We start from the raw sequence: 18,043 nt of genomic DNA, 5'->3' as shown, positions 1-18,043 counted from the left end.
CGAAGCGCTACCGTGTGTTCCTTTGTCCCTCTTCCAGCTTCCTGTCCTGTGCAGCTCTCACGATCTGTCCTACCGCAATGCCACCGTCGTTGGGTGGAATGCGCTGGTGCCAGGAGGGCTGGAAGCCGGCAGCGCGCAATCCGTCGATGGCGGCTTCCGTCACTCTTCTATTCTGAAAACATCCGCCGCTGAGGACGACGCGCTCGAGCCCGCACATCTCCGCCACCTGCACGATGATGCCTGCGAGTGTGTCATGGAAGCGTGCCGACATCTCCGGCGCCGAAGCACCGCGCCGGATGTCGGCGAGCAACGCAATGATCATCGGTTCCCAGTCGACCACGATCGGTTGCCCCTCCTGCGGCGCGGGGCGGCAGAGGAACGGATAGGGAGAACCACCCGTCCCGTTCGCCTGCCATTCCAGTTCCATGGCCGCCTGGCCTTCGAAAGCATTCACGAGGCGAAGGCCGATGAGTGCGCTCACCGCATCGAACAACCGTCCGGCACTCGAGGTGTGCGGCGCATTCACCCCCCGGTCGATCATCTGCATCAGCGCCGTGCGTTCGGCCGGCTTCCAGCACTGCACCGGTGCAAGGTCGGTCAATGCCGCTGTCTCTGCACCGAAGATCGTGTGCAGCAGCCCGAATGCGCTGCGGCGCGGTTCGCGGGTGGCGTGATCGCCGCCGGGGAGCGGAAAGGTCCGGAGATGCGCCACGCGCCTGAAGCCACTCTCTCCGGTTGCGAACCATTCGCCGCCCCAGATCGTCCGGTCGGAGCCGAGCCCGGTGCCATCCCAGGCCACACCGAGTGCTGGGCCGGTGATACCGTTCTCCGCCATACATGCGGCGACGTGTGCCTCGTGGTGCTGCACCGTGATGACGGGCTCCGTGCGCGACCGTGCATACGTGCTGGAAAGATAGTCGGGATGGAGGTCAGAAACAACCGCGGCGGGTTTCCCGCCGAACAGTTCCTGCAACCGGCCGGCTTCATGCCGGAAGGCGTCGAACGCTTCCGGGGTTTCGAGGTCGCCGAGATGCTGACTGACAAAGACCGCATTCCCCCGTGAAAGGGCAACGGTGCTCTTCAGATGTGCACCCACCGCAAGGAGGTCAGGCACGGGCGCATCCAGCATCACCGGGAGCGGGGCATAGCCCCGGGCGCGGCGGAGGACGAGTTCACGGCCGGCCATCAGGCGGACGATCGAATCATCCACGTGCCGGGCGATGGGGCGGTTGTGGACCAGGAACAGGTCGGCGATATGGCCAAGCCGATCGCGCACGACATGTTCATCCGTGCAGATCGGTTCATCGCTCCGGTTGCCGCTCGTTGCGATCAGGGGGATCCCCGCATCATGAAGCAGGAGGTGGTGCAGCGGGGCATAGGGCAGCATCACCCCGAGTGTCGGGTTTCCGGGTGCCACGCCGGCGCAGATGAGCGGATGGGCCTCTTGCCGCCGTGTCAGCAGGACGATCGGTGCCTCCGGAGAGGTGAGAAGGCGTTCTTCCAATGGAGCAACGCCGCAGAGTGCACGGACGCTCTCGATCGACGGGCACATCACCGCGAAGGGCTTCTCTTCGCGGGCTTTGCGTTGGCGGAGGAGTCTGACGGTATCGGGGTTTCCGGCATCGGCCATCAGATGGAAGCCGCCGATGCCCTTCACCGCGATGATCCGTCCTTCCCGGAGGGCGGCCACGGCGTGGCGGAGGGCAGCGTCCTCCGACGCGATCACCGTCCCGTGCACATCGCAGAGCGTGAGCCGTGGCCCGCACACGGGGCAGGCATTCGGCTGGGCATGAAAACGCCGGTCGTGCGGGTTGTCGTACTCGGCCCGGCAGGCGGGACACATCGTGAACCCGCGCATGGTGGTGTTCGGGCGGTCGTACGGCAGCGTCTCGATGATCGAGTAGCGCGGGCCGCAGTTGGTGCAATTGGTGAAGGCGTAACGGTAGCGGCGGTTCTGCGGGTCGAAGATCTCGCGCACACAGTCGGGGCAACTTGCGCAGTCGGGCAGCACCAGTGTGGTCTTTGGCCCTGCCCCGTCGCTTGCGCGGATCTCGAACGCCGTATACCCCGCGGGATCGCGCCAGGAGAATTCTGCGCTCTGGATCCATGCGCGCGGGGGCGCCTCGCGTGCGAGGCGGAGCATGAGGTCCTCGAGCCGTTCCTGCGGTCCTTCCGCTTCGAGGAAGACCCCCTGCGAGGAATTCAGGACCCAGCCGGTGAGGCCGAGTTCCGTGGCAAGGCGGAAGACGAAGGGGCGGAATCCCACACCCTGCACAGCCCCGCGGATGACAGCATGCAGGCGCTGTGTCACGGTCAGTTCTCCGTGACGTGCCGGGAAATGATGCCGAGGGCGGTGGCGGCGAATGCCGCGGTAGAGGGGGAGAGTTCTTCTGTGAAATCGCACTGCGATGCCGGGATCTCGACGAGCAGTGCTTCGGCCGGCACGCGGTCATAGAGTGTCGATGACAGGGCCATGACCCCTTCCGGGGTGACGTTGTGGGTGCGTGGCATGTGCATGTCCTCTGCCGCGTGGAGCGGTGTCACCCGGACGGCGTCCGCGGTGACACTCGCATCCACAACGATCAGACGATCGTACCGCGCGATGGTGTCGGCATGCTCGGGGGAGAGTTGCTGCACGCACAGGATATCAACCTCTGTGTGACGTGCAGCGATGCGTTCGGCGACGCGGATGCCCGCGCCGTCGTCCCCGCGAATGGTGTTCCCGATGCCGATCACCAGCGTTGTTTTCATCGGCGGACGTCACACAGCACGTTGTTCTCCGGATCGACCACCTGCACATGCAGCGGCATCATGCCGATGGCATGCGTGGAGCACGACAGGCATGGATCGAAGCAGCGGATCCCGGCCTCGATCCTGTTCAGGAGTCCTTCTGTGACCTTTGCGCCGTCCAGGTATTGCAGCGCGAGTTGCCGGACCGTCCGGTTCATCGCGAGGTTGTTCTGGGCGGTGGCGATCACGAGGTCCACCCGGCTGAGCAGGGCGTCTTCGGTGACCGTATAGTCATGGAACAGTGTGCCGCGGGGAGCTTCGCTGGCGCCGATGCCATGGAGCTGATTGATCATGGCTTTGGCGCGGATGTTGTGCCCCATCGTGACCGGGTCGTGCAGCAGTTGTTCGACCTTCTCCACGCAGAAGAGGATCTCGATCAGGCGCGCGTAGTGGAAATAGAAGGAGTTATTGACCACACCGACGCCGCCCCCCAGCGCCTTGAACTCCTTCCGCTCTGCTTCGGCAAGGGGGGTGTCGATATAATCGCAGATGTTCACGCGGGCGAGCGGGCCCACGCGGTACATCCCCTTGGCGTAGCCGAGCGGCTTGTAGTACGGGAACTTCAGATAGGACCACTCTTCCGAAGCCTCGCCGAAGTAGTCGTGGAAATCCGACGGGTTCACCTTGTCGGCGATGATATTGCCGTCGCCATCCATGACGCGCAGGGTGCCGTCGTAGTATTCCAGTGCGCCGTCCGGCGCGACGAGTCCGACGAACAGCGAACGGAAGTTGCCGTAGTTCGGGATATCCTTCTCGAACTTCACGTGGATCTGCTTCAGCGTTGCGAGCGCCAGGAGGGCGGTCTCTCTCGCTTCCGGGATCCAGTTGAGGAGGTAGTCCCTCTTTTCCGGTTCCAGGGGTTCACGGACGCCGCCTGCCACAGCCCAGGGGGTGTGGATACGGCGGCTGCCGAGGACCTCGATGATCTCCTGTCCGAATTTCCGCAGCCGGATGCCACGGCGCGCGAACTCCTTGTCCGATGCGATCAGGCCGAAGATGTTCCGCTTGGCCGGGTCGGAATCGAACCCGAGGAGGAAGTCGGGCGACGACAGGTGGAAGAAGCTCAGGGCATGCGACTGCAGCCACTGGGCGAGGGTGATGATGCGGCGCAGTGCCTGTGCCGTTTCCGGGATGGTCACGGACAGGATGGCATCGCCGGCCTTGGCCGAGGTGACGAGGTGGCTGGTGGGGCAGATACCGCAGATGCGCGACGTGATGCCGCCCATCTCCCACAGCACGCGCCCTTCGCAGAACTTCTCGAAGCCGCGGAACTCGTTCACATGGAAGCGCGCATCCTGCGCGACGCCGTGTTCATCCAGCTGGATCGTGATCTTCGCGTGTCCTTCGATACGCGTCACGGGGTTGATGGTGATAGTGCTTGTAGGCATGGTCATGTTCCTCTTATCCGTACCGCAGGAAGACGTGTGTGAGTTCCGGTTTCTTGCCCGCGAGCAGTTCGGTGACCGCGGACCAGATCTGGTCGGCGGTGGGCGGGCACCCGTGAATGAACGCATCCACGGTGATGTATTCGTGCAGCGGACGCGCCTGTTTCATCAGCTCCGCGATCGTCGGGTAGTCCCGGGGGACGCGGGGGGTGGTGTCGGCGAGTTCGACGTACGCACGGTTCAGCACGTCATCCAGGTCCAGCGAGTTGCGCATGGCCGTCACATTGCCGGTCACCGCGCAATCGCCGAACGATACCACAAAGCGTGAGTTCCGCCGGATGAGGCGGGCGAGTTCTTCGTGTTCATAGCTCGCGACGGCGCCTTCGACGAGGGTCACATCCACATCGCGCGGGAATTCCTTCACATCGGCGATGGGTGAGTAGACAAGTTCGATCTTGTCCGCCAGGTCGATGAGGCGTTCATCGAGGTCCAGGAACGACATGTGGCAACCGGAGCAGCCTCCGAGCCATATCGTTGCGACTTTAGGTTTCATGTGGTGGTGTGGTCCGTTATTCTTCTTCGTTCTCGATGTTGATCCACTCGCCCTTGCGGCGGGCAGTGACGATGTACTTCAGGAAGTCGGTATGCTTCTCCATCTCCGCGACGCTTTCGCCCTTCTTGACGAGCGCGCCGGTCGGACAGACGAGCACACATTTACCACAGGAGGTACAGCTTTCCGCGCTCCCCCAGGGGACGTTGAGGTCGGCGACGATCGTACAGTCGATGCCGCGTCCCGCGATGTCCCACACGTGCGCGCCTTCCACTTCATGACAGACGCGGACGCAGCGCGTGCACAGCACGCACCGGTCGCGGTCGATGATGAAGCTCTCGTGTGATGCATCGGTGACCTTGTCCGGATAGAGGTACGGCACGCGGACATACAGCAGCCCGGTCTCGTAGGCAAGGGTCTGGAGTTCGCAGTGATTGTTGACCATGCACACCGAGCATTGATGGTTGCCTTCGGACGCGAGGAGCGCCACGATCATGCGGCGGTATTTCTTGAGTTTCTCGGTGTTGGTATGGACGACCATGCCCTCCATGGGCCGTGTGGTGCAGGCCGGGGCGAGCTTGTTGGAGCCTTCGATCTCGAGGAGGCAGAGACGGCAGGCGCCCACATCGGACAGGCCGTCCAGGTGGCAGAGGGTCGGGATGTCGATCTTGTGCTGGCGGGCGATCTCCAGCAGGGACTCATTGTCCTGGGCACTGAGCTGCTCGCCGTCGATAGTTAAGGTGACGATAGCCATAGGTGTGGTCCTGCTAGTGCGTTGTGGATGTGGTGTCGGTACCCGACGGTACGAAGGTTGCCGGCTGTTGCAGCAGCTCTTCGTACTCGTTCCGGAAGAAGCGCAGTGTCGAGAGCACCGGATTCGGTGCGCTCTGTCCGAGGCCGCAGAGACTGGTCTCCTTGACCATCATGCACAGTTCTTCCAGCAACGGCAGGTCATTCGTTGTGGCCTTGCCCTGCGAGATCTTGTCGAGCAGGCCGTGAATGTGCACCGTCCCGACGCGGCACGGGATGCACTTACCGCACGATTCATCCTTGCAGAAATCCATGAAGTACTTCGCCACATCCACCATGTTGGAGGTGGAATCCATGACGATCATACCACCGCTGCCCATGATAGAGCCCACGGACGACAATGATTCATAGTCGACCGGGGTGTCGAGATGTTGCGCCGGGGATACAGCCGCCCGACGGCCCGCCGGTCTGTGCTGCCTTGAACTCCGTGCCTTCCGGGGTGCCGCCGCCGATGTCGAAGATGACCTTCCGGAGGGAGATCCCCATCGGTACTTCGATGAGGCCGGTGTTCCTGATCTTGCCTGCGAGTGCGAAGACCTTCGTCCCCGTGCTCTTGGGTGTGCCGATCCCGGCGAACCACGTGCTGCCCTTGCGGATGATGGGCGCGATGTTCGCGTACGTCTCGACGTTATTCAACAGCGTAGGCATGCCCCACAGTCCCTTCTCGGAGGGATACGGGGGACGGGGGCGCGGACGGCCGCGGCGCCCTTCGATGGAGCGGATGAGGGCGGTCTCTTCGCCGCACACGAATGCGCCGGCGCCGATGCGCAGGTCGATACGGAAATTGAACTGCGAATCGAAGATCCTGTTCCCGAGCAGGCCGAAGCGTTCGGCTTGTTTGATCGCGAGCCGGAGGCGTTCGATGGCGAGCGGATACTCCGCGCGCACATAGATGTATCCCTGCTGTGCACCCACGGCGTAGCCGGCGATGGCCATGCCTTCGAGGATGCGGTGCGGATCGCCTTCCAGCACGCTGCGGTCCATGAATGCACCCGGATCGCCTTCATCCGCGTTGCAGACCACATACTTCGTGTCGCTCTGCACCTTGCGCACGATGCCCCACTTCAGACCGGTGGAGTAGCCGGCGCCGCCACGGCCGCGGAGGCCGCTCTTGCGGACCTCTTCCACCACTTCGCCGGGCTGCATCTCGGTCACGACCTTCGCGAGCGCCGTATATCCTTCGACCGCGATGTATTCCTCGATCTTTTCGGCATCGATGCGGCCGCAATTCTCGAGGACGATCTTCAGCTGGGCGGCGAAGAACGGATGCGAGGTGTCGATCTCGTTGTCCTTGACCGCGGTCTTCTTCACGAGGTGCTCTTCCACGATCTGGCGTGCAACGGTCTCATCCACCCGCTGGTAGAGCGTGCCTTCCGGCAGCACCTTCACGAGGGGGCCCTCACCACAGAGGCCCATGCATCCCGTGCCGACCACTTCCACGGTGTCGGCCAGGTTCTTCTCGGCAAGCGCCTTCTTCAGCATATCACGCACATTGATGCTGCCGCACGACACGCATCCGGCGGCGGCGCAGTACATCAGGCGGTTCGTGAACTTCTCCTGACGCTGCTGTTCCTGTTCGGCGAGTTCCTGCAGATCTTCGACGGTCATGCGGTCACCTCGTCCTTTTCGTTCTTCCAGGCCATGAGCCGTTCGACCGCCCCTTCCGGGGTGAGCTTGCCGGCAACCTTGTCGTCGAGTACGGCCACCGGCGCGATGCCGCATGAGCCGACGCAGCGTGCCTGCACGAGCGAGATCTTGTCGTCCGGTGTCGTCTGTCCGAATTTGACCTTGCAGCATTCCTCTGCGGCGTGCTGCAGCTTGTTCGCGCCCTTGACGTAGCACGCGGTTCCTGTGCACAGGACGAAGGTGTGTTTCCCCTTCGGTTTGAGGGTGAAGAAATGATAGAATGTCGCCACGCCGTAGACGCGGCTCAGCGGGAGCTTCAGCGACCGTGCGATGTAGACCAGCAGATCGTTCTCGAGATAGCCGAAGATACCCTGTGCAGCATGGAGCACCTCGATCAGCGCGTCACCGCGCGATTGGTGCTTGGTGATCGCCCGGTCCAGCAGCTTGAACCGGTTGTCACCACTCGGATGAGGCTTGGGTGTCGTTTGGGTTGGAGGCATGTGTCGGTTGCTGTCGTAAGTTGATTTTCGGGATCGTGCTCTTGGGGAGGTGCGTCAAGGCAGAAGGTAGGCAGGTCGGACGAAGCGAAAAAGATGCCGTGCTCGCTCAGTGGACCCCAAAACCCTCCTGCCCCGGTCGTTCGCCTCTATCATAGACAATGCAACAGGTATGCCACGGCTGACCCGTTCAAACGGGGGAGAATGGGCAGTTGCGAACGGCTACGCGATGGATTTTCCTATTCTTAGGAACGGATTTCCACCGTGCGGAGGGGTCAGGACGCGGTCTTCTGGCGGGAGTTCTCGGTGAGCCAGTTGCACCATGCATCCATGCCCGCCCCCGTCGTGCAGGACGTCTCGAAAACGGTCAAGGAAGGGTTGATCTTCAATGCATTCTCACGGAGGACGGCCACGTCGCTCTGGAGGTAGGGGAGGAGATCGATCTTGTTGATGATCAGGACCGATGCGTTCCGGAACATTGCTGGATATTTCAACGGTTTGTCGTCGCCTTCGGTCGTCGAAGCGACCACGACCTTGACCGCCTCGCCCAGGTCATAGTTGGACGGGCAGACGAGGTTGCCGACGTTCTCGATGACGAGCAGATCGCATTCTTTGAGATCGAGGTTGCCGAGGGCGTCGCGGATGAGGTTCGCTTCCAGGTGGCACCCGCCGCGGGTCACGATCTGCACCGCCGGAACATTGTACTTTGCCACACGCCGTGCATCCAGATCGGTCTGCACATCGCCTTCGATCACGGCGATGCGCAGCGTCGTGCGCAGCCTCTCCAGTGTCCGTTCCAGGATGCTCGTCTTCCCGGCGCCGGGCGAACTCACCATGTTGATGACGTAGACGCCGTGGTCCGCGAAGAGCGCGCGGTTCTGCCGCGCGATCTCATCGTTCTTTTCGAGGACCTTCCGTTCGATCGTGATCACACTCATGAATGCTCCGGGGTCTCTTCGTCCACATCGATCGTCATCACCTGCAGCTCGGTGCCGGCCACGATCGTTGTGGCTGTCGACCCGCACCGGGGACACAGTGCGAGTCCGGGTTCGGTGGTTGATGCGTTGGCACAGTCGGTGCAGCGTATCGTGTACGGCACGTGCTCGATCTCGAGCAGTGCCCCCGCCATCGGCGTGCCTGCGGTGACGGCGGTGAAACAGAAGGCAAGAGAATCGGGTACGACGCCGGCGAGGTCACCGACACGGATCCGGACAAGGCGGACCGTCTCGTGCCGTTCACGCGGGACGTATTGCCCGACGATGTCCACGATGCCCTGTGCGATCGAGAGTTCGTGCATCGTTCAGTTCTGGAGGAGCGTTGAATACCAGTAGATGTACGCGTCCCCGTGGGTGTCGAGATCGAACGACACGCGGGTGTTCGGCGTCGTCCACCTCCGTGCCCGGGGATGGTCGCTTTCTCCTTCGCCGTACTCCCGCAGAAGCAGCGACAGGAAACCGCGCGAGTTCTCTTCACCCTGTACCGTGACGATCACACCTGCCAGACGGCCGCTCACGAACTCGAGGTCGCAGTGCTGGACGGCGACATGATCGATCTCCGTCACGGCCGTGTTGTAGAGGATCACGTCACCTTCGGCCCGCGGCGTGCGCAGTTCCACGGACTGTGCGAGTGTCGCGACGGGCGTCCCCCAGTGGTGCCCGAGGAATCCGTCACGCGTCTGCGTGAACCCGACCCCCGGCAATGTGCGGAGGCACAGGAGGAGTGTCAGTATCTGCCGGTGCGTCTGATCCATGCATCAACATAGGGAAAATCACGCTTGAACGCAAAGGACCCGGGAGGGGTTCCCGGGTCCTTTGCGGTGCTTCTGCGTGACCGGTCGGCGGTCATTTGATGAACGTTCCCGCTCTCAGTTCAGCGTATGCCTGACGCAATTCCTCCTGCGTATTCATTACGATCGGTCCCTGCCACGCGACGGGCTCCTGCAGGGGCTTGCCCGAAACGAGAATGAACCGCACACCCCTGTCGCCTGCCTGCACGACGACCTCATCCCCCGATCCGAACAGGATCAACGATCTGTTGCCGGACATGGACGGGAGTGCCTGCGGCAGGCCGGCGAATTCCGTCTGGACGGGTTGCGGGTCCGATGCATCGCGGAAGGCTCCTTCGCCCTCGAACACATAGGCGAATGCCTGCTGACGGGTATCCACCTTCAGCGTCTTCTTCACGCCCGGTGGCACGTACACGTCGAGATACTGCGGGTCGGCAGCGATCCCCTCCACCGGTCCGCGCTTCCCCCAGAACTCGCCGATGATGATGCGGACCGCCGTGCCGTCGTCGTCGGTGACGGTCGGGATGTCCTTCGCCTGCACGTCCTGGTAGCGGGGCGAGGTCATTTTGTTCTTTGCCGGGAGGTTCGCCCAGAGCTGGAACCCGTGCATCCTCCCCTGCGTGTCGCCCTCGGGCATTTCCTGGTGCAGGATGCCGCTGCCCGCGGTCATCCACTGCACATCACCCGCACCGAGTGCGCCATGATTGCCCAGGCTGTCGCCATGGGCGACCGTGCCGGCGAGCACATACGTGATGGTCTCGATGCCGCGGTGCGGATGCCATGGAAAGCCCGCACGATACGCCGCGGGGTCGTCATTCCGGAAGTCATCCAGGAGCAGGAACGGATCGAAATCCTCCGTGCGGCCGAAGCCGAATGCGCGGCGGAGATGGACGCCCGCGCCTTCGAGCGTGGGCTGGGATTGTGAAACCTTGCGTACGGGTCGTATGGACATGGATGTGCCTCTCTCCTATGAAGACGTTCTCTCTCATAACAGTCGGCGGCTCGATCAGAGTTCCATAGAACGGACCCCCCCCCGCCCCCGGGGGCGCACCGGGGAGCCCGCGGGGGGGACAGCCTTGCGCCGCCCCTGGATATCCCCGCGGGGGAGGTTTCGGGGCCGCGAGGGTCCGCCGGCTGCCCGGGCTTGTTTCGGGGTGTTCCTCCCATGGTTCTTCATGTCTTCGGGAAGGATCGTGTTGCGACCGGGGGCTGGACGGAGGGGGTTTCTGCCTCGCGGAGGCCGGGCCGGGGCTAGGTGTCGGTTGGTGGGCGCGCGGAGCGGTGGGCCTGCAAAGGTGGACTCCCAGGTAGCAGTGTGCAGGTGGGATCCGGCCGCTATGAGAAAGAACCACCACTGCCCCTTCTTCCCGCCGGGAGACCGGCTGGGTCGGACCCGCCGAGGCTTGCTTCCCCGTGCACCGCTTGCTACATTGCTACCCAGAGATGCGTGCCGCGGTGCCCAACCGATCGAAGGACCAATCATGATGCGACCGTTTGTTGTGTGTGGCGTACTCGGTGCAGCCTTACTCCTCACCACGTTTGCCACGAGCGCCGTGATCCCACGGCTGTCAGGCAAGATGCCGCCTGTCTGGATCGCCCCGTTCCGGGCTGAGAAGAACGGCCCAACGACACCGTGTCCGATGGTGCGTACGTCCTTCGTCCTTCCGCGCAAGCCAGTGTCCGGTACCGTGCGCGTGATCGGGCTCGGCCATTTTGAACTGTCGGTGAACGGAAAACGCGTCGGCACATCCCTGATCAACCAGCCGTGGTCGCAGTACAACAAGACCATCTACTGGCAGGAGTTCGATCTTGCCGGCCTCCTGACCGTCGGGGAGAATGTGATCGGTGCGCAACTCGGCAACTCCTTCTGGCGCGTGGGAGCGGCGAACGACACCGGGCGGTACATCAAGACCGATGCGATGCCCGACTTCTCCGGTGGGGTGCCGTATCTCTTCCGGCTCGAAGGAACTGTGGCGATGGACGACGGCAGTGTGCTGGGGATCCGTTCGGACAAGGACTGGAAGTGGCATGAGAGTCCGCTGACCTTCTCCAACATCTATGCCGGTGAAGACTACGATGCGCGTCGGCAGCAGAAAGGTTGGGACAGCCCGGGGTTCGATGCGGCATCCTGGCATCCGGTGGAGGTCGTAACGCCTCCTGGTGCGGCGATCGAGCCGTACACCGGCCCTCCGATCCAGGCCTTCGAGGTCTTTGCCCCCACGGAGATCAAGAACCCGCGCCCGGGTGAATACACGTACGTCTTTCCGCAGAACTCATCCGCGCTTGTCCGTTTTACGGTCGAAGGCGACGCGGGCAAGACCTTCCGCATGAAGCCCTGCGAGTACATGGACTCCACGGGTGCGGTGAAGTTCACGTACACCTGGGGCACGAAGAAGGATATCTGGCACGACTATACCCTGCGGGGCGGTGGGCCCGAATCGCATCAGATCCTCTTTTGTTATGAGGGATGTCAGTATGTGGGGGTGACCGGTGCCGTCCCTGCCGGCAGCCCGAATCCCGATCATCTTCCGGTCATCCGTGCGATGGAGCTTGTGCATGTCCGCGCGGCGAATGCGATCGTGGGTACGTTCGAATCCTCGAGCACCCTGCAGAACCGTGCGCATCACATGATCGACTGGTCGATCCGGTCCAACATGAACTATGTCGCCACCGACTGTCCGCACCGTGAGAAGAACGGATGGCAGGAAGAGAACTGGCACATGGGCGGCGCCATGAGTTACCGCTTCGATGTCCGCACGTGGTTCACGAAGATCGCACGCGACGTGCGTGACACGCAGTTGCCGGATGGCCACGTGCCGACGAATTGTCCGAACTATCTGATCGCTCTTCCGCCCCACGGCTACTGGAATGAAGCCCCCGAGTGGGGCATCTCCAGCGTGCTGATCCCGTGGCATATCTATGAGTGGTACGGCGATGCCTCGGTCCTGAAGGCGAACTATGCGAGCATGAAGTTGTTCGTCGACTATCTGTCCTCCCAGGCGGCTGATGGGATCATCACCAGCAACCTCGGCGATTGGTGTGACTATGGCCACGGCAAAGGTGATGGGCCGTCGGTCTGGACGCCGAACGAGGTCAGTGGCACGGCGATCTGGGCACTCGGCGCGAAGACGCTGGCCCGGGCGGCCAGCGTGCTGAACGATCGGGGCGATGCCCGCAGGTACGAGGCGTTGTACCGGCAGATCCGGGCCGACTTCCAGCGGCACTTCTATGATGCGACCACGAAGACGATCAAGAACCATGGTTCGTGCCAGGGCGGAAACAGTGTTGCGTTGAGTGTGGGCCTGGTGCCGGAGAAGGACAGGCCGGCGGTGCTCGGGGCGATCATCGATGATCTTGAGAAGCGGCAGTGGCAGCAGACCGTGGGAGAGGTGCTGCAGATCTTCTTCGTGCGTTCCCTTGCCGAAGGAGGGCGGAACGATGTTCTGCACCGCGTGTATTCCCGTGAGAACCGCGGCAGCTATGGATTCATGGTCAACCAGGGATTTACCTCGTTGCCGGAAAGCTGGGATGCCCGTCCGGGCACGGGGATGAGCATGAATCACTTCATGATGGGGCATCTCATGGAGTGGCAATATGCCTACGTCGCGGGCATCCGGCAGAAGCCGGGCAGCACGGGATGGCGCCACGTCCTGATCGCGCCGAATCCCGGAGCGCTGGAGTTCGTGCGATCGACGTTCACAGCGCCCACCGGGACGTTCGCCGTCGCATGGACGAAGAAGGGGAAGAAGTTCGAGATCACGATCGATGCACCCCGCGGCGTGAAGACCGAGGCGATCCTCCCGAACGGTGAACGGCATGCCGTGGCCCCGGGACGGGTCACGTACCGCGTGAACATCAACTGACGACGGACGGAGAGCACATGTTCAGTCTTGAGGCGATCATCTATTTTCTCCCCGGTGTGATCATCGGGCTCACCGTGCACGAGTACGCCCATGCAACGGTGGCCTTGCGTCTGGGTGATGACACGGCGCGATCGATGGGGCGGACGTCGCTCAATCCTCTGGTGCACATCGACCTGTTCGGATTCCTCTTCCTCGTCCTGCTCGGGTTCGGCTGGGCGAAACCGGTGATGATCGATCCGACGAAGTTGCGGTACCCGAGACGTGATGATGCGCTCATCGCCGCCGCCGGGCCGATCTCCAATCTGCTGGTGGCGATCACGGGTGCCGCCACGCTGGCAGTGATCATGACCGTCATCCCGTATCGCGGCGAGGACCTGTACGGGTGGATCATCCGGCTCATCATTGCCGGGATCCAGGTGAATCTCGGGTTGTTCGTCTTCAATGCCATTCCGCTCCCTCCGCTGGACGGATCGCATGTGCTGATGAGCGCGCTGGACCTGCGCAACACACCGCACGCCGCCACCTTCATGAAATACGGCGCGCTTCTCCTGTTCGGCATCATCGTGGCGGAGCAGGTGGCGCGGGTGGACATCCTGCCGATCGGGAAAGCGGTGAGGTGGATGACGGAGGAACTGCTACGACTCTTCGGATTTCCCAAGTAGGAGAAGAACGAAAGAAGGAAGAGGAGAGGGGAAGGGAAGGAAGAAGAGAGAGGAAGGAAGAAGAGAGAAGCAGGAAGATGGAAGAAGGAAAGCGCGGCGGGGTCCGCCGGCAACGCTTCCTTCTTCCCTCTTCCCGTGCCACACCGTTCAGTTGTATGACTCCCCGAGACTCATGATCAGTCCCGCGAACGCGATCAGGAACACGATCGCCAGCGCGATGCCGATGAGCATCCAGATCAACGATGCCTTGGCGAAGTTTTTCTTGTTGACGTTCGTGCTGCTGTCGAATGCCCAGACCAGCATCATGATGAGTCCGACGAGAGGGATATACGTGATGAACAGCGTGACAAACCATTCCTTGACGCTCAGGGGTTCCGAGCTGGGTTGCATGCCTGGAAATTGTTCGTTCATGGCGGCCTCGTGATCGTGGTATGGTGGGGGGGAGCGTGCCGAAGTGTAAGGAATCCCAGCCCCATTCGCAACTCTTCCTTGTTGAATCTCCCCCCGTCAATCGGTATCTTTTCCCATGCTCCCAGAGATCGATTCCCTCCGTTCCATGCTCCAGACGCGCCGCGAAGAGGTCCGGCAGGCCCACAGGGCCGGTGCCGACGGCTGGGCGACGTGCCAGGCGCTCACCCGCGCCATGGATGATGTTCTGCGCCGTGCCTTCGAGCTCAGCGTCGACCCCGCCCTGCATTCCCGTTGTGCGCTCATGGCCATCGGCGGATACGGACGCAATGAACTGTGCCCGCATTCCGACATCGACATCATGGTCCTCATTGACAGCACCGGGGACATGGAAAAGATCAATGGCGAGGTGAAGCGACTGTTGCATATGCTCTGGGATGCCGGCCTGGATGTTGGCCACAGCGTGCGGACCCAGAAGGACGCGCTCGCCCTGTACGGGCATTCGCACGATGCATGGACCACCGTGCTGGAGTCCAGGTTCCTGGCGGGGAATGATGCCCTGGCCCGCCGTCTCGGAGAAGCCGTCCGCGGGAAGATCCAGGGCGCGCCGGACAAGTGGTACATCCACGGGGTCTTCGACGACATGCAGGCGCGGCACGAACGGTTCGGGTCGTCCGTGAAATTGCTCGAACCGAATATCAAGAAGAGCGCCGGCGGGTTGCGCGATGTCCATATGGTCTTCTGGCTCCACCGTGGCGTGGACCCGGCGTTCCTGTTCGCCCTCGAAGATGGACGTCCGGCCACGGCGACCTTTCTGGAGGTGCTACAGCAGCAGGGTGCACTGGAGGTGGAGGAGGTCGCGGAGATCCGCGAGGCCCTGGGGTTCCTCTTCCGCACGCGCCATGAAATGCATTTTCAACGCGAGGTGGAGAATGACACGCTGGAGTATGCGCTCCAGCGTGATGTGGCGACGGCACTCGGTTTCGGGGCCCAGGCGGAGCTCCGCTCCGTCGAGGTCTTCATGGCCTCGTATTACCGTCACGCCCGCCTGGTCCACCGGCTCCACCGCCGGCTGAGTGAACGGTTCCGCGACATCATCGAGCCCGCCGCGCGCTCCATGAAGGCCCCGGCGAACGGTTCCGCGTTCATCAGGATCTCGGAGAACAAGATCTTCCTCGCTCCCGGTGTCCGTACGCTTGAAGACGCGGGGGCCATGTTCGAATGTTTTGCGCTCGCGGCCGAGACGGGGCTCACGCTCGACTTCCGGGTTCAGGCGGCGATCGAACGCGGCCTGACGCGCCTGCGTGATGACGACCGCCAGCTGCCTGCCGTTACCGCATCCTTCCGCCGCATCCTCCGCTCCGGCCGTGCGGGGGAGGTCCTCCGCGTGGCGAACGATCTTGGCGTCATGGGATGGTTCATCCCGGCCTTCGGCGAACTTGTCTCCTTCTTCCAGCACAACGTCTACCACTATTTCACGGCGGACGAGCATACGCTGATCGCGATCACGAATGCGGAGCGGCTCGCCACCGTGAACAGCCCGCTCGGCGAAGCGTTCCGTGAGTTGCCCGACCGCGAAGTGATCATTCTTGCGACGCTCCTGCACGACATCGCAAAGCCGCTCGGTGTGGCGGACCATGAGATCACAGGGGTGGCCGTGGCCGAGCGCGTCCTCGGCGAGCTGGGCCTGTCCCACCTGGCACCACAGGTCGGCTTTCTCGTCCGCCAGCATCTTGCCATGGAGCAGACGGCATTCCGCCGCAACGTGCACGATCCTGCGACGATCAGGGAGTTTGCGGCACGGTTCGATGAGCCCGTGCTGCTGGACTACCTGTATGTGCTGACCTACGCTGACCTCTCTGCGGTCAATACGTCTGTGTGGACCGAATGGAAGGCAGCGATGTTGCACGATCTGTACCGACGCACCGAGGACGTGCTGGACAGGAACCTCCGCGGGACCGAGATCGACGACTATCATGCCACCCGGCGCCTTGAGGCGGAGACGGCACTGGCCGCGTCGCTGGAGGGCTCCTTGCCGGCCGAAGAAGTGGCCACCCATCTCCGCGGCATGAATGCCGATGCGTATCAGGCCGTGTTCACGCCGGAGGACATCGCGCGGCACATCGAGGTGGGCAGGCAGCAGAAGGACGTGAGCACCATCTTCGTCCACCAGGGGTCCTTCACCGATGTCACCGTTATCGCGCGCGACGCGCCGTTCGCCCTGTCGCGCTTCTGCGCCGTTCTCACCGCACACGATGCCAATATCTTCGATGCGAACATTTTCACGAGGTCGGACGGCCTCATCATCGACAGGTTCCGGGTGAGCGGTGCGATGACGCACCGGCAGTTGGACCAGCCGGCGTGCGACCGCATCGCGCGTGAGATGGAGGACCTGATGGCCGGCCGGACGAATGTGGAGGGGCTCTTCCGCGAGCATCACCGGAAATGGAAGCGCCGGGCCCGGACCGGTGCGAATCCGAACATCCGCACCGACGTGGAATTCGAGGAAACACCGGGGTATACGATCATCGACGTGTACGCTCCGGATTCCGTCGGCTTTCTGTACCGCATCACCGAAGCGATCTCCCGGCTGGGCCTGAACATCGTGTTCGCGAAGATCGCCACGCGGGTCGACGGCATCGTGGATTCGTTCTACGTCCTCGAGCAGTCCGGCACGCCGGTGGTCGATGATGCGCGACGGGAGGGTATCCGTACGAAGATCCTGGCGACACTACACCGTACCACTGAACTTGGACCGGCATGACAGCCACACGTGCGCAGCAGGGGCAACCCATTGGCGTTTTCGACAGCGGTATCGGCGGCCTGACCGTTGTGCGTGCCCTGACGGCACGCCTGCCGCATGAGAACATCGTGTACTTCGGGGATACGGCGCGCGTGCCGTACGGGCCGAAATCGCCCCAGGTCGTGCGCGAATATGCCGCACAGGATGTCGCGTTCCTCATGAGCCATCGCGTGAAGATGGTGGTGATCGCCTGCAACACCGTGTCCGCGGTCGCGCTGGATGTCGTCCAGAAGCACGCACGCGTGCCGGTGGTCGGCGTCATCCTTCCGGGTGCAGCGGCAGCGATGCAGACCTCGGGGCGCCGGCGCATCGGCATCATCGGGACGCATGCGACGGTGAACAGCGGGGCGTATGTGCATGCGATCCGTGCGCTCGCTCCGGATGTGCACACGGTCTCTGCCGCGTGTCCGCTCTTCGTGCCGCTGGCCGAGGAGGGGTGGGTGGACCATCAGGCGACACGGTTGATCGCGAAGGAGTACCTGTTCCCGCTGACGCTCGAGAAGATCGACACGCTGATCCTGGGATGCACACATTACCCGCTTCTTGCACCCGCAATCGCGGGTGCGGTGGGGCCGGGTGTCACGCTCATCGATTCGGGTGAAGCGGCGGCCGCCGAGGTCGAACGCCAGCTCGAAGAGCACGGGATACGGAATACGAGCACGGAGCGGCCGCATCTGCAGTTCTATGTCAGCGATATTCCGGCGAAATTCGCCGAGATAGGGGAACTCTTCCTCGGCCAGAGCATGGGGCGCGTCCGCCGCGTGGCGGTCGACGGCTCCGGAGTTGCACCACTCGGGTGAACTTCACTATATTGTCGTACTCGATCTGTGGACTTCGTTCCTTCATATATCGCCCTGCACCGA

The 18,043-nt window shown here is 62.8% G+C and carries 15 protein-coding genes and 1 pseudogene; 4 read left to right on the top strand and 12 right to left on the bottom strand.

The features are described from left to right. Window positions 1-7: 7 nt before the first annotated feature. The 11 genes and pseudogenes from hypF to IPI01_12475 all read right to left on the bottom strand — a co-directional run bounded on the left by hypF (window position 8) and on the right by IPI01_12475 (window position 10,396). Window positions 8-2,317, bottom strand: a complete 2,310-nt coding sequence (gene hypF / locus IPI01_12525; protein ID MBK7258600.1) for a carbamoyltransferase HypF — start codon at window positions 2,315-2,317, stop codon at window positions 8-10. Then, entirely contained in the window at window positions 2,314-2,751 is a 438-nt protein-coding gene (locus IPI01_12520; protein MBK7258599.1) for a hydrogenase maturation protease, read from the bottom strand. The genes hypF and IPI01_12520 overlap by 4 nt, the downstream gene beginning before the upstream one ends. Next, complete coding sequence (locus tag IPI01_12515; GenBank protein MBK7258598.1) at window positions 2,748-4,178, bottom strand: Ni/Fe hydrogenase subunit alpha; 1,431 nt, start codon at window positions 4,176-4,178, stop codon at window positions 2,748-2,750. Before IPI01_12515 ends, IPI01_12520 begins: the two co-directional genes overlap by 4 nt. Before the next feature lie 13 nt (window positions 4,179-4,191). After that, window positions 4,192-4,728, bottom strand: coding sequence for an oxidoreductase (locus tag IPI01_12510; GenBank protein MBK7258597.1), 537 nt, complete (start codon window positions 4,726-4,728; stop codon window positions 4,192-4,194). A 16-nt stretch (window positions 4,729-4,744) separates the two neighbouring features. After that, window positions 4,745-5,479, bottom strand: coding sequence for a bidirectional hydrogenase complex protein HoxU (gene hoxU, locus IPI01_12505; protein MBK7258596.1), 735 nt, complete (start codon window positions 5,477-5,479; stop codon window positions 4,745-4,747). A gap of 13 nt (window positions 5,480-5,492) precedes the next feature. Continuing rightward, window positions 5,493-7,143, bottom strand: a pseudogene (locus IPI01_12500) (SLBB domain-containing protein). After that, window positions 7,140-7,661, bottom strand: a complete 522-nt coding sequence (gene hoxE, locus IPI01_12495; GenBank protein MBK7258595.1) for a bidirectional hydrogenase complex protein HoxE — start codon at window positions 7,659-7,661, stop codon at window positions 7,140-7,142. The pseudogene IPI01_12500 and the gene hoxE overlap by 4 nt, the downstream one beginning before the upstream one ends. Before the next feature lie 272 nt (window positions 7,662-7,933). Then, complete coding sequence (gene hypB / locus IPI01_12490; protein MBK7258594.1) at window positions 7,934-8,596, bottom strand: hydrogenase nickel incorporation protein HypB; 663 nt, start codon at window positions 8,594-8,596, stop codon at window positions 7,934-7,936. Then, the gene (locus tag IPI01_12485; protein MBK7258593.1) at window positions 8,593-8,955 is read right to left on the bottom strand and encodes a hydrogenase maturation nickel metallochaperone HypA; all 363 of its coding nucleotides are present in this window, start codon (window positions 8,953-8,955) and stop codon (window positions 8,593-8,595) included. Before IPI01_12485 ends, hypB begins: the two co-directional genes overlap by 4 nt. Window positions 8,956-8,958: 3 nt before the next feature. Beyond that, a complete protein-coding gene (locus IPI01_12480; GenBank protein ID MBK7258592.1) occupies window positions 8,959-9,408 on the bottom strand; it encodes a hypothetical protein in 450 nt (149 codons plus the stop codon). A 91-nt stretch (window positions 9,409-9,499) separates the two neighbouring features. After that, window positions 9,500-10,396, bottom strand: a complete 897-nt coding sequence (locus IPI01_12475; protein ID MBK7258591.1) for a pirin family protein — start codon at window positions 10,394-10,396, stop codon at window positions 9,500-9,502. Between the two features lie 529 nt (window positions 10,397-10,925). Here IPI01_12475 and IPI01_12470 point away from each other — a divergent pair. Beyond that, window positions 10,926-13,307 (top strand): family 78 glycoside hydrolase catalytic domain, encoded by a 2,382-nt coding sequence (locus IPI01_12470; GenBank protein MBK7258590.1) that lies wholly within the window; start codon window positions 10,926-10,928, stop codon window positions 13,305-13,307. A 17-nt stretch (window positions 13,308-13,324) separates the two neighbouring features. Further along, window positions 13,325-13,969 carry a site-2 protease family protein gene (locus IPI01_12465; GenBank protein MBK7258589.1) on the top strand — a complete coding sequence of 215 codons (645 nt, stop codon included), beginning with the start codon at window positions 13,325-13,327 and terminating at the stop codon, window positions 13,967-13,969. A 147-nt stretch (window positions 13,970-14,116) separates the two neighbouring features. Here the strand turns inward: IPI01_12465 and IPI01_12460 are convergent, their stop codons facing one another. Beyond that, complete coding sequence (locus tag IPI01_12460; protein ID MBK7258588.1) at window positions 14,117-14,359, bottom strand: hypothetical protein; 243 nt, start codon at window positions 14,357-14,359, stop codon at window positions 14,117-14,119. A 136-nt stretch (window positions 14,360-14,495) separates the two neighbouring features. Here IPI01_12460 and glnD point away from each other — a divergent pair, with 136 nt between their 5' ends. After that, window positions 14,496-17,141, top strand: a complete 2,646-nt coding sequence (glnD, locus tag IPI01_12455; GenBank protein ID MBK7258587.1) for a [protein-PII] uridylyltransferase — start codon at window positions 14,496-14,498, stop codon at window positions 17,139-17,141. Beyond that, window positions 17,138-17,980 (top strand): glutamate racemase, encoded by an 843-nt coding sequence (locus tag IPI01_12450; GenBank protein MBK7258586.1) that lies wholly within the window; start codon window positions 17,138-17,140, stop codon window positions 17,978-17,980. The genes glnD and IPI01_12450 overlap by 4 nt, the downstream gene beginning before the upstream one ends. The last annotated feature ends 63 nt before the right edge of the window (window positions 17,981-18,043 follow it).

The organism is Ignavibacteriota bacterium (genome assembly GCA_016707525.1).
GTDB lineage: Bacteria > Bacteroidota > Ignavibacteria > UBA10030 > UBA6906 > JAGDMK01.
Note: the sequence above shows the minus strand (reverse complement) of the source record. Positions and strands in the feature narration are given on the sequence as shown.

Coding starts and splice junctions, on each gene's coding strand:
- IPI01_12520 (MBK7258599.1), bottom strand. CDS start 2,751: ATGAAAACAACGCTGGTGATCGGCATCGGGAACACCATTCGCGGGGAC.
- IPI01_12510 (MBK7258597.1), bottom strand. CDS start 4,728: ATGAAACCTAAAGTCGCAACGATATGGCTCGGAGGCTGCTCCGGTTGC.
- IPI01_12485 (MBK7258593.1), bottom strand. CDS start 8,955: ATGCACGAACTCTCGATCGCACAGGGCATCGTGGACATCGTCGGGCAA.
- IPI01_12450 (MBK7258586.1), top strand. CDS start 17,138: ATGACAGCCACACGTGCGCAGCAGGGGCAACCCATTGGCGTTTTCGAC.
- IPI01_12480 (MBK7258592.1), bottom strand. CDS start 9,408: ATGGATCAGACGCACCGGCAGATACTGACACTCCTCCTGTGCCTCCGC.
- IPI01_12475 (MBK7258591.1), bottom strand. CDS start 10,396: ATGTCCATACGACCCGTACGCAAGGTTTCACAATCCCAGCCCACGCTC.
- IPI01_12515 (MBK7258598.1), bottom strand. CDS start 4,178: ATGCCTACAAGCACTATCACCATCAACCCCGTGACGCGTATCGAAGGA.
- hoxU (MBK7258596.1), bottom strand. CDS start 5,479: ATGGCTATCGTCACCTTAACTATCGACGGCGAGCAGCTCAGTGCCCAG.
- IPI01_12460 (MBK7258588.1), bottom strand. CDS start 14,359: ATGCAACCCAGCTCGGAACCCCTGAGCGTCAAGGAATGGTTTGTCACG.
- glnD (MBK7258587.1), top strand. CDS start 14,496: ATGCTCCCAGAGATCGATTCCCTCCGTTCCATGCTCCAGACGCGCCGC.
- hoxE (MBK7258595.1), bottom strand. CDS start 7,661: ATGCCTCCAACCCAAACGACACCCAAGCCTCATCCGAGTGGTGACAAC.
- IPI01_12470 (MBK7258590.1), top strand. CDS start 10,926: ATGATGCGACCGTTTGTTGTGTGTGGCGTACTCGGTGCAGCCTTACTC.
- IPI01_12465 (MBK7258589.1), top strand. CDS start 13,325: ATGTTCAGTCTTGAGGCGATCATCTATTTTCTCCCCGGTGTGATCATC.
- hypB (MBK7258594.1), bottom strand. CDS start 8,596: ATGAGTGTGATCACGATCGAACGGAAGGTCCTCGAAAAGAACGATGAG.